The organism is Azospirillum sp. TSO35-2 (assembly GCF_003116095.1).
Taxonomy (GTDB): domain Bacteria; phylum Pseudomonadota; class Alphaproteobacteria; order Azospirillales; family Azospirillaceae; genus Azospirillum.
Genome location: NZ_LGRA01000008.1, coordinates 450,782 through 464,667, shown reverse-complemented (window position 1 = coordinate 464,667; position 13,886 = coordinate 450,782). Strand labels below are relative to the sequence as shown.

At 68.2% G+C, this 13,886-nt stretch carries 16 protein-coding genes; 4 read left to right on the top strand and 12 right to left on the bottom strand.

Annotated elements, in window-relative coordinates:
• Positions 1-208: 208 nt before the first annotated feature.
• Entirely contained in the window at positions 209-766 is a 558-nt protein-coding gene (locus TSO352_RS03575; RefSeq protein ID WP_109105989.1) for a hypothetical protein, read from the bottom strand.
• Between the two features lie 95 nt (positions 767-861).
• On the opposite strand from TSO352_RS03575, the gene TSO352_RS03570 reads away from it, so the two are divergent.
• The gene (locus tag TSO352_RS03570) at positions 862-2,151 is read left to right on the top strand and encodes a hypothetical protein (protein ID WP_109105988.1); all 1,290 of its coding nucleotides are present in this window, start codon (positions 862-864) and stop codon (positions 2,149-2,151) included.
• Here TSO352_RS03570 and TSO352_RS03565 read toward each other — a convergent pair.
• The 3 genes from TSO352_RS03565 to TSO352_RS03555 all read right to left on the bottom strand — a co-directional run bounded on the left by TSO352_RS03565 (position 2,106) and on the right by TSO352_RS03555 (position 4,909).
• A complete protein-coding gene (locus TSO352_RS03565; RefSeq protein ID WP_109105987.1) occupies positions 2,106-3,401 on the bottom strand; it encodes a hypothetical protein in 1,296 nt (431 codons plus the stop codon). The genes TSO352_RS03570 and TSO352_RS03565 overlap by 46 nt on opposite strands.
• Positions 3,402-3,504: 103 nt before the next feature.
• Positions 3,505-4,350 carry a transporter substrate-binding domain-containing protein gene (locus TSO352_RS03560; protein WP_109105986.1) on the bottom strand — a complete coding sequence of 282 codons (846 nt, stop codon included), beginning with the start codon at positions 4,348-4,350 and terminating at the stop codon, positions 3,505-3,507.
• Positions 4,351-4,531: 181 nt separating this feature from the next.
• Positions 4,532-4,909, bottom strand: a complete 378-nt coding sequence (locus TSO352_RS03555; protein WP_109105985.1) for a hypothetical protein — start codon at positions 4,907-4,909, stop codon at positions 4,532-4,534.
• A gap of 408 nt (positions 4,910-5,317) precedes the next feature.
• Here TSO352_RS03555 and TSO352_RS33120 point away from each other — a divergent pair, with 408 nt between their 5' ends.
• From TSO352_RS33120 to TSO352_RS03540, 3 genes are all read left to right on the top strand, one after another.
• Entirely contained in the window at positions 5,318-5,455 is a 138-nt protein-coding gene (locus tag TSO352_RS33120; protein WP_158284516.1) for a hypothetical protein, read from the top strand.
• A 188-nt stretch (positions 5,456-5,643) separates the two neighbouring features.
• Positions 5,644-6,036, top strand: a complete 393-nt coding sequence (locus TSO352_RS03545; RefSeq protein WP_109105983.1) for a hypothetical protein — start codon at positions 5,644-5,646, stop codon at positions 6,034-6,036.
• Between the two features lie 222 nt (positions 6,037-6,258).
• Positions 6,259-7,623: an RNA-guided endonuclease TnpB family protein gene (locus TSO352_RS03540; protein ID WP_109105982.1), complete on the top strand. Its 1,365-nt coding sequence runs from the start codon at positions 6,259-6,261 to the stop codon at positions 7,621-7,623.
• A 319-nt stretch (positions 7,624-7,942) separates the two neighbouring features.
• On the opposite strand, the gene TSO352_RS03535 is transcribed toward TSO352_RS03540, so the two are convergent.
• Genes TSO352_RS03535 through TSO352_RS03510 form a run of 8 tightly spaced genes read right to left on the bottom strand, consistent with a single transcriptional unit; the run spans position 7,943 to position 13,886 of the window.
• Positions 7,943-9,730, bottom strand: coding sequence for a hypothetical protein (locus tag TSO352_RS03535; protein ID WP_109105981.1), 1,788 nt, complete (start codon positions 9,728-9,730; stop codon positions 7,943-7,945).
• A gap of 12 nt (positions 9,731-9,742) precedes the next feature.
• Positions 9,743-9,925 (bottom strand): hypothetical protein, encoded by a 183-nt coding sequence (locus TSO352_RS32875; RefSeq protein ID WP_146210703.1) that lies wholly within the window; start codon positions 9,923-9,925, stop codon positions 9,743-9,745.
• Entirely contained in the window at positions 9,918-10,157 is a 240-nt protein-coding gene (locus tag TSO352_RS32870; protein ID WP_146210702.1) for a hypothetical protein, read from the bottom strand. The genes TSO352_RS32875 and TSO352_RS32870 overlap by 8 nt, the downstream gene beginning before the upstream one ends.
• Before the next feature lie 10 nt (positions 10,158-10,167).
• The gene (locus TSO352_RS03530) at positions 10,168-10,443 is read right to left on the bottom strand and encodes a hypothetical protein (RefSeq protein ID WP_109105980.1); all 276 of its coding nucleotides are present in this window, start codon (positions 10,441-10,443) and stop codon (positions 10,168-10,170) included.
• Positions 10,440-10,910, bottom strand: coding sequence for a DUF5681 domain-containing protein (locus TSO352_RS03525; protein WP_109105979.1), 471 nt, complete (start codon positions 10,908-10,910; stop codon positions 10,440-10,442). Before TSO352_RS03525 ends, TSO352_RS03530 begins: the two co-directional genes overlap by 4 nt.
• A 2-nt stretch (positions 10,911-10,912) precedes the next feature.
• The gene (locus TSO352_RS03520) at positions 10,913-11,158 is read right to left on the bottom strand and encodes a hypothetical protein (RefSeq protein WP_109105978.1); all 246 of its coding nucleotides are present in this window, start codon (positions 11,156-11,158) and stop codon (positions 10,913-10,915) included.
• The gene (locus TSO352_RS03515; RefSeq protein WP_109105977.1) at positions 11,155-13,002 is read right to left on the bottom strand and encodes an AAA family ATPase; all 1,848 of its coding nucleotides are present in this window, start codon (positions 13,000-13,002) and stop codon (positions 11,155-11,157) included. The genes TSO352_RS03520 and TSO352_RS03515 overlap by 4 nt, the downstream gene beginning before the upstream one ends.
• Entirely contained in the window at positions 12,999-13,886 is an 888-nt protein-coding gene (locus TSO352_RS03510; protein ID WP_158284515.1) for a DUF1376 domain-containing protein, read from the bottom strand. Before TSO352_RS03510 ends, TSO352_RS03515 begins: the two co-directional genes overlap by 4 nt.

Genomic DNA, 13,886 nt, shown 5'->3' with positions numbered 1-13,886 from the left:
TCCCTCGCCCAACGGCCATCCGATGCGGCGACTACCATATTGATAGGCGAATTGGCTGTCAATATGATAGGTAAAAGCTTAACAACAATAGGGATTAAGTGGTATTTCTACCACAATGGGTTACCACTTGGCCCGCTTTGCTGGACTGGCGGTTGGAATGGGAGGGTAGCATGTCATTGCGAACCCAACCTTCTTGCTGAGGCTGAGCTTAGTTGCCAATCTCCTCGCCAAACTGGGTGGATACGAGGATAACCTGCCGGCAGCGCCCCCACGTTGGCTGGAATGATGGTGCGCCTCGGGCGATCTCGTCCAGCAGCGCCAGCACCTCGACAAGAGGCGCCCCAGGCTCGGTGATCGTACCGTCCGGCCCCCACATGGCGGCGATGACGTCGAGTCGCACCAGGATGTCGGCGGTGCCAGCGACGGGCCGGGTCTGGATCTCGGCGGCGAGGCGCCGCGCCTCCAACTCCAGCCGGCGGACACGCCACGCCGAGGCGCTGGGCGCTCCCGGTGCCGACCTGGCGCTGCTGAGACGCGCGGCCTTGGTGGCGACCATCATCCGGAACCGCCGGGCGGCCTCGTCGCTGATCGCGGTCCAGCCCGGTGCCGGAATCGCGTGCAACTGGGCGGCCTCGCTGTAACGCCGTCGTCCGACCAGCACCACCGGGGCGACCTGTTTGCGGTGTTGTCGCTCCTGCTCGGCCAGCAGCTCCGCCAACTCGATCCGCACCGCGCGCCACCGGCGCCATGCGGCGCTGGCGGTCATGGGAACCGCCTCCCATCATGGGACCGTGGGACGGAGCGGCAACGGCTGTGGTGGAGATCCCTCGCATTCGAACGCTTCGGGAGCGAGGGACAGGCATGGCCGAACGGTGGTTGGTGGAGACGATGCCCCTGCAAGGAAGTCCGCACGGGCCGGTGCTGTGCGCTGCGCGCGATGTCCTGTGCGCGGCCGGGCTGGCGATCGGCATCACGCTGGTGCTGGTCGAGGACTGGGAGGCGCTGGAGCGGCTGAACGCCCGGCACCGCGGCGACTGGTTCCCGCTCCTCCCCCGGCCGGCGGCGGCGCCGTCCTTCTGGGTGGCCGCGGTCGATGCCCAGGGCGAGTTCGTCGCCACCCACGGCGTGGTGCTGCTCGACTGCTCGGCGGTCAGCTTCGGTGCCCGGGTCGGGGCCCTGACGGCGTTCCATGATCCTGGTGCTGCTCCGTCGGAAGAGTTCGGGTTTTGCGCCTCGCCGGCGGCGCATGAGACGCGCGGGGCGGTGGCCTGGATCGTCGCCGGCTGGAACCGGCCGGACTGGCGCGGACGCGGGTTGTTCCACCTGCTGGGCGCCGTGGCGCGTCTGGTGGCGCTGGACCGCTGGTCGCCGCGGTGGGTGGTCGGGCTGGTCGATCCGGAGACGGTGCCGGTATGGGCGCGCCGCTGCGCCGGCCGGGCGCTGCTGGAGCCCCTGCCCGCGGTGCTCTACCAGCAGGCGGGCGTCGGGCGGCTGCCGCTCCACTTCATGCGCTGGAACCGGCCGGCGGTGCTGCTCGACCTGCAGGACGCGGCCAGGAAGGATACCCTGGAAACGAGGACCCTTCGCCCGGTCTGGTCAATGCAGCGTCTGGACGTCGACGGCGGACAGCACGGCGCGGCGGCCTCGGTCCTCCCATCCATAAAGGGCGTGGGTGTAGACGAAGGGCCGGCCGACGCCCGAGACGGTCACCCGGTTGAAGACCGCCTCACCGGCGCCGATGCTCTCGGCATATTGGGCGCCGATGCTGTGGGCGAACTCGACATGGGGATCCGCTTCGTCGGGCTGGTTGATGACGGCCCGGCCCCAGGCGCGCCCCAGAACCGACAGGGTCGGAACCCCCAGATGCCGGAAGCACAGCGGGTCGGCCGGCCCGGTGCTGGACAGGAAGGTACAGCGGTCTATGAGCCCTGCCCGTTTCAGGAAGGTGGGCAGGGAGGGCGTCAGCACGCGCTGTCGCCGGCATTCCGCGATGATGGCGCGTTGCCAGTCCGTCGCCTCGCTCAGCGTCAGCCGGGCGATGGTGGTCTCCGGCCGGACGGCGGGGCGCTGGGCGCCCCGCTCCTGGGTGGGGAAAGCAACGATGGTCATGCGGCGCGCTCCAGCTTCAGGGCCTCCACCGCGGCGGCGTAGGCTGCCTGGAACTGCGCCGGGGTGATGCCGGCGGCGCTGGCGCCGGCGTCGACCATGCGGCCGGTCGGCTCCTGCGGCAGGGCCAGCGTGGCGGGCGCCTCGGCCTCGAAGGCGGCGATCGTGTCGGCGAAGACGTCGACGTCCTGGCGCTGGTCGTTGGCCCCCGCAAGGTGGATGTGGGGGGCGGCCTTGGTCAGGTTCCGCAGCCCCTTCGCCACACGCCACAGGGCGGCAAGGGAGTCCCGCTCGTCGTCGCCCGGCAGGTCGCCATCGGTGAGCCACGCCCGCACCTGGGCCTCATCGACGCCGAAGTGGAAGATCAGGGAGCGCAGGGCGAGCTTGGCCAGGATCTCCAGATCCCCGACGGTGTGCGCCGGCGCGGCCAGAACCCGGCGGGCGGCGTCGCGCGAGCGCTCGGCGATGGCGTCATACTCGCCATTGTCCAGCGCCTCCCCGGGGAGCGTCGTCACCTCGGCGTCGAGAGCGACCAGCTCGTCCCACGCCTTCCGCAGTTCTGTGCTGGGCGCCGGCCCGACGACGCGGGCCTTGCCCAGCAGCTTCACCCGGTTGACGATGGTGTGGATTGCCAGGGTGTGCGGATTGTCGGAGTCGAAGGGCGGGCAGAACGCGATGTCCGTCGGGTCCTCCATCGTGCCTGAGTGCTCCAGGTGGAGCATGGTGTAAATCTGGGCCGCCAGCCCCTCCATGGTCACGGGCGCGGGCGCGATGACCTTGAGGGCGACCGCGTCCACCTCCTTGCACAGTCCGGCAAAGGTGTCGTCGTCGATGTCGGCCGGGCGCCGGACCAACTCCGTGACGGACCGCTTCCACCGCTCGAAGGCGGCGAAGATCTCGGCGTCGGCGCTGGCGGCGGCGATGATCTGGGGGAGGAGGCTTTGCACGTCGCGTGCGAGCCCCTCCTTCTCCGCCTGCTCCAGGTCAAAGAACTCCATGCCGATGTCGCCGCATCCCATCCGCTCCACCTTGGCGAAGAGATCGCCGAAGGTCTGGGCGGGGGTGGCCAAGATGGCATCGTGCAGTTGTTCCCATGCCTTCCCGCGGGCTTCCTGGGCGGCCTTATCCTCCTCCGGGATGGCGGCGAACGTCTCCAGCAGCGCACGCGTCTGGTCGGCGGCTTCCCGGAAGGTCATCCCCAACGCGGGAATCGTGGTCGTCGCCAGCAGCGAGGCGCGGAAGGGAGCGGTGTTGCGTTCGGCTTCGGCCGGGGTATGTTCGGGTTTGATCGTCATGGTTTATTTCGGTTCCATGGGGGTCAACGGATGGCACCGCGTCTGCAGTGCCTTCGGTGGGCGCCCGACCGTTCCCGCGGCCGGGCGTTCGTCGTTTTGGCGGTCAGCGGGTCGACAGGTCGGCACCGAACCAGCGGCCGGACAGGCGCGCGGTGGTGCCGTCCTCGGCGGCATTGGCGATGGCCTGGGTGAAGCGGGCGGACAACTGGTCGCCCTTCCTTACGGCAACAGCCACGCCTCCGCCCAACGGGCCGCCACTGAAGGCAGGGCCGGCCGGGATCAGGTGCCCGCCAGCGGCACGCAGGGCCTCCACCGACGTCCGGGCGGTCAGCATCGCGTCGACGCGGCCGGCGGCAAGGTCCAGGGCCGCGGCGTCCACCGTCTCGTAGAAGCGCAGCCGGACGCGGGGGAACAGCGTCTCGATCATGTGGGCGTGGATGGTCGAGGCCTGCACGGCGATCACCTTCCCGTCCAGGGCGCGGGCGGCGCTGCTGGCGATGTTCCGGCCGGCTTCCGTCGAAAGGTCGGCGCGGTCCAGGTCGGGCATGGAGTCGGCCAGCGTCGAGCCCGGCCGCACCGCGAAGACGGCGGGGTCGGCGGCATAGGCGCGGCTAAAGTCCACAGCCTCGGCCCGCTCGGCGGTGACGGTCACACCGGCCATGACGGCGTCGTACTGGCCCTGTTGCAGGCCGGGCAGGATGCCGGTCCAATCCTGGGCGATGACGTTGCACCGGACCTGCATCCGGCGACACAGGTCGTTGGCGAGGTCGATCTCGAAGCCGATCAGCTTGCCGTCGGCGGCGGTGGCGTTCCACGGCGCGAAGGCGCCCTCGGTTGCGATGCGCAGCACCGGGGCAGGCCCCGGCTGCTGGCTGGCGAAGGAGGCGGCGCCGGCGGCGATGGTGGCGGCAACCGCTGCGGCGGTGGCGAACAGGGCGAGGCGGCTCATGCGGGATCCTCCAGGCAAGGCGGGGGCGTTCGCGCCGGACGGCACGGTGCGCGGTGATGGGGTGGATGGCGGGAACTGGTCGCCCTGGATCAGGCGAGGTTAAGCGGGACGTGGCGGCGTAAGAACGGGGTGCCGGTGTGCAATTTTGCGACTCAAGGCGCAGCTCTCCGCCGGCGGCCGATCAATGGCAGGCGGTGTACTTCACGGAGCCATAACCGCCACCGTACATCTTGCAGCCGAAGCGGCGCTCTGCGCGGGCCGCGGCGGCGTTGAGCTGCGGGCTCAGCCCGTTGTTGGCCTTGGCGCGGGCGGCGGCGTCCTGGGCATCCCAAAGCGGTTGGGCGCGGGCCTGGGTCTCCAGCAGCGCGGCACGGTCGGCGGCCATCTTCTCCGGCGTCTGGCGGGCGTACATCGCCTCGATGCCGGCGCGCTTCTTCATTTCCTTCCAGGCGAGCTTCAGGGCATAGGCGAACTCCCGGCGCGGGCTGGTCTTGTTGCACAGCGACATGCTGCGGGCGGTGGACCATGCGAGGCGGAACAGCTTGGCTCGGCAGATCATGGGAGCCTCGGGAAGCTTGAGTTGTGCTGAGTTGTGAGTACAATGTACTCAGTTCAGCGCAGCGCATCAAGCCGAAAAGAGCGCAGTGTGCTAAAATTATAGAACGAGGTGCGCTTTGACTCCTGTCCAATGCAGGATGGCCCGGGCCGCAGTTGGCTGGGGAGTCCGGGATCTCGCCGCGAAAGCCGATGTCGCGCCTGCTACAGTCACGCGGTTCGAAGGCGGCGCTGGCATGCAGTCCCGAACCATTGCCGCCCTTCAGCAGGCATTCGAAGTCGCAGGTGTACGGTTCACGGCGGAGGGGTGCGTTTGTCCGCCGAATGCCAATACGGAGGTCTTCGGATAGAACCCGCCCCCTCCTCGATCATCGTTGTCCAGGCCGGCCCGTAGAAGCTCACCCTCACCTTGATGTCCGACGGCCAGCGGTTCGACTGCGGCCGCTACATCAACCGGGTCGCGGCGATGCAGGCCGGGCGGCTGTTCGTCCAGCGCAAGGAGGGCGAGGCCGCCAGCGGCCGGACCAAGCGGAAGCCCGGCCGGGCATGAACGACCGGCCCTCGCCCACCGATAGCCGCGCCCGCCACGACACCATGCCGGGTGGCAGGCGTCCCTGTCTCGTTTCGCCAGATTGTCGCAGCGCTACAATGATCCCGGGTATCGACTTTGAACGTGTGCGTTCGCATGATCGAGTTGCGAAGTGCAATGGATGCTCGCGCGCCGACACGGAGAAGCAAATGCGCAAGGGGCTGTTGATTGTCGGTATCGGTGCGGTGATGGCTGTCTCAGGCTGCTCCGTTCAACGCGCGCAAACCGCAGAGGCGGCAAAGACGCAACTCGTCGGCATGAGCCGCGAAAATATCCTGTCGTGCATGGGAGCGCCGACGTCTCGTGCCACTGAAGGCAGGACAGAGGTCTGGACCTATGTGTCGGCGCCAGGAACGTATGACTCGGTGACGACCGGCGGTTCGAACTTTGCCTTCACGAAATCCCGCGCCAGGAACTGCACCGTCAACGTGGTGATGAGCGACGGGCGGGTGAGCCGGATAAACTACTTGGGCCGCACTGGTGGTCTGCTGACGGCTGGCGAGCAGTGCGCGTATGCCGTCGAGGGCTGCATGGCACAGTGACACCGACATGATCGTGCGTCTCGGCAACGCTCTGCCAAGGAGGAAGCGCCCCGCACCTCCCCCCATCGAATGAAGGCCGCGCCGACGCTGGCATGAAAGCAGCGTTACCCCGTCCCCGCCGGTCGACACCTCGCATCTCCAGCGCGACCCTGTCCGCTTGAGGTTGCCCGCGCCGCGCAGGAATGCGCAGGCGGACGCCACGCTCGTTGGAGTGTACGAGCCATGGCCGAGGCTTCGCCGAACCGGACCGTCATGCGCACCTTCAAGTTCCGCCTCTACCCGACGGCGGAACAGGATGCGCGCATGCGGTCCTGGTGCGGGGCTGTGCGGGCCGTCTACAACGCGGCCCTCCAGCAACGGCAGTGGTACGGCCGGCCAGCGGGAACCGATTGGCACCGGCGGGACTGCCGCTTCAATGCCAATCGGCAGAGCCTGGACCTGAAGCATGCCCGAGCCGAATTCGACTGTCTGGCCGATTGCCCGGCCGACATCCTGATGGCGGGGCTGCGCGACCTCGACAAGGCATTCCAGAACTTCTTCGCCGGCCGCGCCCGCTACCCGTCCCCGCGGCGAAAGCACCAGAACGAGAGCTTCCAGTTCCGGGTGTTCCAGCATCGGAAATCCGAGACGCATCCGTTCTACATGCTGGTCGTGTTCGGTCGCGACTCGGTGAAGCTGCCGAAGATCGGGCGCATCGAGTGGGTGAAGCACGCCCACATCCGCGGCGAAGCCAAGACGGCAACGGTCGTTAGGGAGGGAGATCGCTGGTTCATCTGCGTCGCTGCCGAGATCGTGCTGACGCCTCGACCAGCCCCTGGCGGAGCTGTCGGGATTGACGTCGGTGTGGCGGTGCCGCTGATGACCAGCGAGGGGGAGGCGCTGGCGGTGGATCGAACACCGCCGCATCTGGAGAAACGTCGCCGCCGTCTGCAACGGGAACTGTCCCGCTGCAGGCGCGGATCGCGACGGCGGGCAAAGCGCCGCGAGAAGCTGGCCGTCATTGCCCGGCGCATCTCCGCCCGCCGGAAGGCCCAACTGCATCAGGTGACGACAGACCTCGCCAGCCGGTACGGTTTGGTGGCGATCGAAGACCTGCGGGTCCGGAACATGACGGCGTCGGCGGCCGGCACGGTCGAACAGCCCGGCTGCAACGTGAAGGCCAAGGCCGGGCTGAACCGATCCCTTCTCGACGTCTCGCCCGGCCAATTCCGCCTGCTGCTAACCTACAAGGTCACGGCGCGCGGCGGCATGGTGGTGGCCGTCGATCCCCGAGACACCAGCCGCACCTGCCCTGCCTGCGGGCATGTGGATGCAGAGAACCGCCGATCCCAGGCCGAGTTCCGCTGCGTCCGGTGCGGACACGAGGACAACGCGGACGCCAACGCGGCGCGCAACATTCTGCGCCGAGCGCTGGCGACCCTGTCGTCGGCGACCGTTTCGGGTCGTCGTAAGGCGCCAAGCGAACCGCGAAGGCGGTCGGCAACGCCAAAGCCCAGCGTTAGCCCCTCGCGGGCCGGGCAGCCGAGCGAAAGTCAGGTGCAGCCGAAGGGGATGATCGTTCCAGATCAACTCCTTGTTCCTGGATGAGGTGTGGCCACTGTGGATTCGCTCGGTGACCGAAACCCCTGCGCCGGCCGTGCCGATGGGCTAGAAGGTGTGGCCACTGTGGATTTGCTCGGCGACCGAAACCGACGCACTGGAGGCGCTGACGGCAGAGCGGGTGTGGCCACTGTCAATTCGTTCGGTGACCGAAACACCACCGCCCCGACGCCGGATGAATTGGGGGGCGGACACTGCGATTTCCCTCGGCAATCGAAACCCGTTGCTTGGATGAGCGGAGCCTATCCACTGCACGAGTGAGCCAAATTCCTCACCGGTGACGAATTTGGCGCCGACCGACCACGGGTCAGGCTGCCGCCCTCTCGATCCGGTGCGCTCGCGTCAGCGGCTGGAGCTTCTTGCCATCGTCGCGCGTCACCAGGGTCCGCGGCCCGCGCTCGCCGGTCAGCGTCGCTTCGTAGGATTGACCGGTCTTCTTGTTGACGACAAGAACGCGGTCGCCGGGCTGAAGCTGAGCGCCTGCCGATTGCGTCTGATAGTTGGTGCGCTTCTGAGAAACGCCCGGCTCTGGACTGGCTTCAGCACGAGGGCCATAGGTGTTCGCCGCCCTGTCCTGGGACGACTTACCAGTTGCTGCCATCGCTTTATCGAGACGGTCGCGTGCCAACAGGTAAGCTTCGCGCGCAAACCTCCAGCGTCGCTCGAATTCAACACGTTCCGCCCTCGAAAGCCGTCGGGGTGCTGGCGTATTGGTCGAGGCGTCTCCGTCGGTGATGGGGTTCAGCAGCAAATGCAGGGTATCCATTACGTCCCCCCAGTACTTCACCCCTGCCTGCGCCTTAAGCACTTTAGGCGAGTCGCTGTCTGCAAAATCATTTTCGCCCTTCTGACGGGGTGATGAGGATTTAGGCTTGGTCTTGGGCGGCGCCTTAGGCTTCGGTGCCGGTCGCGCCGCCTCCTCGACACGGGCCGGCGCCTTCTCCTCAATCCGGGCAGGAGGCGCTTCCTCAACGGCCTGCGGGGCAGCCTCGAAGCGCTCGCGCCCGCGTACCCTGGCGCCAATGCCGGTTTCGACCAGCCCACCGGGGATTTCGGCCACGCCCTCCAGCGCGACGTCGCCGGGCTTGCTGATGCGCCCCTCGCTCGCCAACTGGGCGCCGGCCTCACCGGCAGCCCCAGCCCCAGCCTGAAGGCCCATCTCACTCAACCCGCGCCCGAACGCGCCGCGCACCGACTGCGGACCGCCGGCCAGCCGCGTGATCTTGCCGGCCAGCCCGGCAGACAGGCCGTCGAACAGCCCGACCGGGACGCCACGCTTCAGGGCAAACTCACGCGCGGCGGCCATGCGCTCCGGATCGCTCAGCCCGGCCTGGACGCTTATCGGATCCGAGAGATCCACCCCCGCATCACCCAGCGATTGCAGGACGGACGAGGCGTATTCGGTGGCGCCCGATGCAACGCCCTGCGCGGCACCGAACCCGACCGGGCCGCCGAACGCGCCCAGCGCGCCGACCGCCATGCCGGGACCGCCCTGCCCCAGGGACTCACCCATGATCGTCAGCAGCGCGCCCGGCTGCTCGTAGAGCGCAGACAGGAAGTCCGCCACCGAGCCGGCCTCGCTCATGCGGCGCATGGCGTCCTGAGTCTCCTTCGGCGCGGCGATCTGCTGCTGGTAGCGCTGCTCCTCGGCGATGGTCTTCCCCGCCGTCTCGGGCGTCAGAAGCCCGACGTCGGCAGCGATGCCGGCCGCGCCCTGCTTGAAGCGGGAGAAGCCGCGGCGCACGGACGCGAAGGAAGGGTTCTCGGTTGGCTTCGGCGCTGGCCTGCCGACTTCACCCAGGAACTCCTCCGCTGACAGGATCACAGCGTCCGGCGGCAGCAAGGCCAAAGCATCAGGAGGGCCGAGGAAATCCTCCGCCGACGCCCCGGCGAAGGGGTTCGTGACCGTGTCCGCGCCGGTCCCGCCGATCAGCACGGCGTCATTCGGCAACAGGGACAGCGGGTCGGCGGCGCTCTCAGCCCTCATGGTCGCGCCGACCAGATCGGGCGGGACGCCGAACCGCTGGGCGGACTCGGCAATGTGGTCGTCGATGGTCGGGGAATCGGCCCCGTTCAGGAAATCTTCGGCGTTCATCTCACCGCCCTTTCATCGGCCGTTGTCGGGAATGCAGACCAGCGTGGTTGTGCGGGACAGGGCGATGCCAAGCCGCGCGGCGGCGGCCTCAGTGGTTTCGCCCGGTCGGTAGATCAGGACGGCCGGCCCGGCCGGACCCGTCGCCGGCTGATGGGCAGCTTCCAGTTTGGCGACGCGGCGCTGCATCTCACGCATGGGCGCTCTCCATTCGTTCGCGGGCGCGGCGCTCGATGGTGTCGATCGCTGTCCGCTCGGTGGTGGTCAGGGTGGTGCGGCCGGGGGCAAAGCGCTGGAGGATGGCGCGCAGCGCGGCCCGGTCCTCGATCGCCATGTGGCGGACCAGGCCACGGGCAGGCTCCGCTGTGGCGCTGGCGCTGCTGGGCCGCCGCCGCTCCAGGCGCTCGATGCGATGGCGAAGGGGTGCCATGGTGCCCCTCTCACCGATCGGCGCGGTAGAAGGCGCGCGTGGCGGCGCGCTGCTGGTCAGCCGACAGGACGGGACCGTCGATGAAGACCACCTTCGCCTCCATCGCGTCGGCGAAGGCCAGATCCCCGTCGGTCAGCGGCTGCCGCTGCTGGCAGCGCTCGGCGATGGCATCCAGCCGGAACATCTCCTCGGCGGTAAGGCCGGACAGATCGGGGGCGGTTCCGCCGGTGGGCGCCTTGATCGCGCGCTCCAGCTTGGCGATGCGGTGGTGAAGTGCGTTGGTCATGACGAACGGGACTCCAGTTCAGCGACCCGGCGCGCCAGGTCTGTTGTTTCGAGGGTGCGACGGAAGGTTTCGACGACGTTGGCGAGGGCGGTCGCTTCGGTGGGGGTGAGGTCGCCGGCGGCGACTGCAGCAGCGACGGCGGCCATGGCGCTGGCGGCATCGTCGGCGGTCTTCATCGGCGGAAGGGCGAAGCGAACCGGCCGGTCCTTGCGCGGGGCGACGATGCGGTCCATGACCAGCCGCAGGGCGGTGGTGTCGCCAGCCAGGGCAAGGTCGATGGCCTTCCGGGTGATGGCCTCGGCCTCACCGTCCAGAAGCTGCTCCGCGGCCAGGGTGGCGCGGGCTTTGGTGCCAGACCGCTTGCCAGCCGGGTTTCCCGATTTGCCCTTTTCGAAGGGGCGGCCACGCACCGTGCCCTGCTGCTTTTGCAGCGGGTCAGCAGTGGGATTCTTGCGGTTTGCAGCCATGATCAGCAGCGCCCCGCGGTGGGGATGAACCGGGACCGGAGGGCAGACAGCGTCTCTGCCACCCGCTCGATCTCGGCCTCTGCGAACTCTTCGGCGACTTCGCGGGACCAGCCGGCTTCCATGCCTGCCTCGACGTAGGCCACGACGATGCGCTGGCACTCGGCCCGGAACGCGGCCGGCGTCGGCTGGCCGGTCAGCAGCGCGATCAGGAACAGGGCGTGGCCATTGGGGGCGCTGGCGTCGGTCATGCCGCCCTCCGATCGTCAGTGCCGTGGGGCGGCAGGTGGCAGAACCCGCCGAGCGCATCGTCCCGGCTCCGGTACTGGTAGGTCGCCTGGTTGAACCACAGACCGCACTTGCCCTCCCAATCGCCGCTGCGCTGCTTGGCGACGTTCAGGACGACGCCGGGCGTCTGCTGCAGGTCCAGCAGTTCGGTTCCGGCGGAGCGGTCACCCGCGCCCACCTTCTCGGCCAGGGCCTTGATGCGGTCTTCCGTCTTCCGGTCGCGCCAGATGCCGAGGATGTTGAAGGCGTTCGAACCGATCTCCGACGCGCCCTTGATGTCCTCCGTCTCGGGAGCCCCGCCGCCGGTCTTGGTGTCCGCCTTGCGGGAGTGGGCGACGAGGTGGGTGTGGACCCCCTTCTCGACCGTCCAGTTCACCAGTTGGAAGACGGCCTGTTCCTGGCCCTGGTAGTCCTCGGAACCGATGCCCAGGCGCATCAGGCTGTCGATCACGAACACGTCACAGCCATACCGGCAGCGGGCATATTCGAACACCTCCAGCAGCTTGGCCACGCTGGTCTTTCCGACGAGCGCGAAGCACCACAGCCACTCGTCCATCCAACCGACGATGCGGCGGATCTCCGGCTCCGACGGCCGGTCGACGTTGCCGGCCTGCTTGACCATGCGGCGCAGGCACTGCTTCGGCATCATCTCCAGCGAGGCCAAGCAGACCTTGGCCCCTTGGGTGCCCCACGAGACGGCAGCGTGCGACAGAACCTGCGACTTGCCGTGTCCGCTCGGGCCGGTCCAGATCGACAGCTCAGCCGGGCGGAACAGCAGGCGGTTGGCGATCCTGGCGAACGGCAGCCGGTATCCGGCTTCCTCACCACCTGCCGGCCAGAACAACTGGACGACGTCGTCGGCGAACTGCCCCGCACGCATCAGCTCGGGCGGGTCCATGGTCGCCGCATCGGCGAAGCAGCGGTCGATGACCGCCTTCGGAATCCCAGCCTGACGGCAGGCGTTGGCGTCCTTCAGCGGCAGGCGGACCCGGCGGCACCGGTGACGCCCCAGGCGGGCGACGATCTCGGCGACGGCGGCGTCGCCCTCCTCGTCCATGTCCAACGCGAGATAGATCGTCTCGAACCGAAGGAGGCGTTCGTATTCGGCCTCGATCCAGCGCTGCTTCGCGCCCTTGCCACCGCCGAACGGGACGGACAGGGCGGGATGGCCATAGTCCCACATGCTGGGGGCGTCGATCTCACCCTCGACGATCACCACCTCACGGGCGTTGCGGTCGATCGCCTGCCAGCCGAACAGCACCGGCTCGCAGTCGGCTTCCACCCGCATCGCCTTCTTGTCGTCGATGCTGCGGTACTTGACGAAGCGCAGGTCGCCGTCGACCAGCGACGGAAACACGATGGTCCGGCCCTGCTCGCCGATCTGGTACGCGGCAATGGCACTCTCGGTCAGAAGGCGCTGGCCGATCAGGTAATCCCTCACAGCGCCTGCAGGCTTCGCGCAGGATGGCTTCTGCGGCTTGCGGTAGGTCTTCCCCTGCCGTTCGAACTGAGGGGCCTCCAGGCCCAGCCAAGCCCGGATTTCGGCCAACGCCTCGGGCAACTGTTGCCCCTTTACCGCGGTCCACAGGTCGATCAGGTCTCCGCCGTCATCCCCGCCGGCCGCGAAGTCGGACCAGACACCGGCCTTGGCGCCGGAGACGCAGACCTTGAGCGAATGCCCCGGCTCCCCCTGCACCGACCCTGCGCACCACTCCCGGCCTTCCAGGCGGCCATTGGGCAGCAGGCGCTCGGCGACCTCCCGGGCGCGGCTTTCCAGCGCGCGCTTGATCGCGACGATGTCGCTCATAGGACACCCCATTCTTGATTGCGACGGCGGACCTCCGCCGCGTAGTCGTCGGTTTCGGCGCTGGCATCCCCGGCCAGCAGGCGGCCGATCCATTCCCGCGGGTTCTGCTTCTCGGCCGCGAGGTTGATCGTCCGCAGCGCGTGCTCGTCGTCGTGGTCGAGCTTCTTCCGGAGTTTGGCGATCATCCCGCCGGCGCTCGAACCCAGGACTTCCTTGCCGCGGTCGAACAGGCGCTTCTCCGACGTGTCGGAGGTGCTGGCGGCCGGCATGGGGTTCGAGGTTGCGCCCTTGGGCTGGCGCTGAATGTCGCCGGCTCCCAATCCGTCCAGCAGCGACGGCGCGTCAGCGCCCGGTATGGGAGAACCGTTAGGTTCTTCCATACCGGAAGTCTTCCCTTCCCTTCCCTTCCCTTCGCCGCCTGCTACAGCCTCAGTCACAGCGTCTGTCACAGACACAGCGACAGAGCCGCCACGATCATCGTCACCCTCATTTGACTGTTCGGATCGACGTTTCGCTTCCAGGGCTTCGCGCGCCTTCTTGGTGCGTGCCCTGCTGCTGCGCATCTTCCCGACAGCTTCGTCGGCAAGTTCCACAACGACGTGATGGTAGAGGCGACCGTCCTCCCCTTGCTCCCATCCGCGGAGCACGGCACCCTTGATCTCGTCCCACCGCTCCGGCGAACACATGGCGGCATCGGCCAACACATCGTCGTCGGCTTCGATGCTCCCGGCCGGCACCTCGTGCCAGGAGTGCATCCAGAGGTTCATCATGTGGAATGCCAGTTCCGGGCGCCGCTTGCACTGAAGCCACGCCTTCGACCGGCGCAGTCGGTCAATGACCAAGGGCATATACGGGATGTGGCGCAGGTCGATTTCCTCAACCAC

Coding starts and splice junctions, on each gene's coding strand:
- TSO352_RS03575 (WP_109105989.1), bottom strand. CDS start 766: ATGACCGCCAGCGCCGCATGGCGCCGGTGGCGCGCGGTGCGGATCGAG.
- TSO352_RS03570 (WP_109105988.1), top strand. CDS start 862: ATGGCCGAACGGTGGTTGGTGGAGACGATGCCCCTGCAAGGAAGTCCG.
- TSO352_RS03565 (WP_109105987.1), bottom strand. CDS start 3,401: ATGACGATCAAACCCGAACATACCCCGGCCGAAGCCGAACGCAACACC.
- TSO352_RS03560 (WP_109105986.1), bottom strand. CDS start 4,350: ATGAGCCGCCTCGCCCTGTTCGCCACCGCCGCAGCGGTTGCCGCCACC.
- TSO352_RS03555 (WP_109105985.1), bottom strand. CDS start 4,909: ATGATCTGCCGAGCCAAGCTGTTCCGCCTCGCATGGTCCACCGCCCGC.
- TSO352_RS33120 (WP_158284516.1), top strand. CDS start 5,318: ATGTCCGACGGCCAGCGGTTCGACTGCGGCCGCTACATCAACCGGGTC.
- TSO352_RS03545 (WP_109105983.1), top strand. CDS start 5,644: ATGCGCAAGGGGCTGTTGATTGTCGGTATCGGTGCGGTGATGGCTGTC.
- TSO352_RS03540 (WP_109105982.1), top strand. CDS start 6,259: ATGGCCGAGGCTTCGCCGAACCGGACCGTCATGCGCACCTTCAAGTTC.
- TSO352_RS03535 (WP_109105981.1), bottom strand. CDS start 9,730: ATGAACGCCGAAGATTTCCTGAACGGGGCCGATTCCCCGACCATCGAC.
- TSO352_RS32875 (WP_146210703.1), bottom strand. CDS start 9,925: ATGCGTGAGATGCAGCGCCGCGTCGCCAAACTGGAAGCTGCCCATCAG.
- TSO352_RS32870 (WP_146210702.1), bottom strand. CDS start 10,157: ATGGCACCCCTTCGCCATCGCATCGAGCGCCTGGAGCGGCGGCGGCCC.
- TSO352_RS03530 (WP_109105980.1), bottom strand. CDS start 10,443: ATGACCAACGCACTTCACCACCGCATCGCCAAGCTGGAGCGCGCGATC.
- TSO352_RS03525 (WP_109105979.1), bottom strand. CDS start 10,910: ATGGCTGCAAACCGCAAGAATCCCACTGCTGACCCGCTGCAAAAGCAG.
- TSO352_RS03520 (WP_109105978.1), bottom strand. CDS start 11,158: ATGACCGACGCCAGCGCCCCCAATGGCCACGCCCTGTTCCTGATCGCG.
- TSO352_RS03515 (WP_109105977.1), bottom strand. CDS start 13,002: ATGAGCGACATCGTCGCGATCAAGCGCGCGCTGGAAAGCCGCGCCCGG.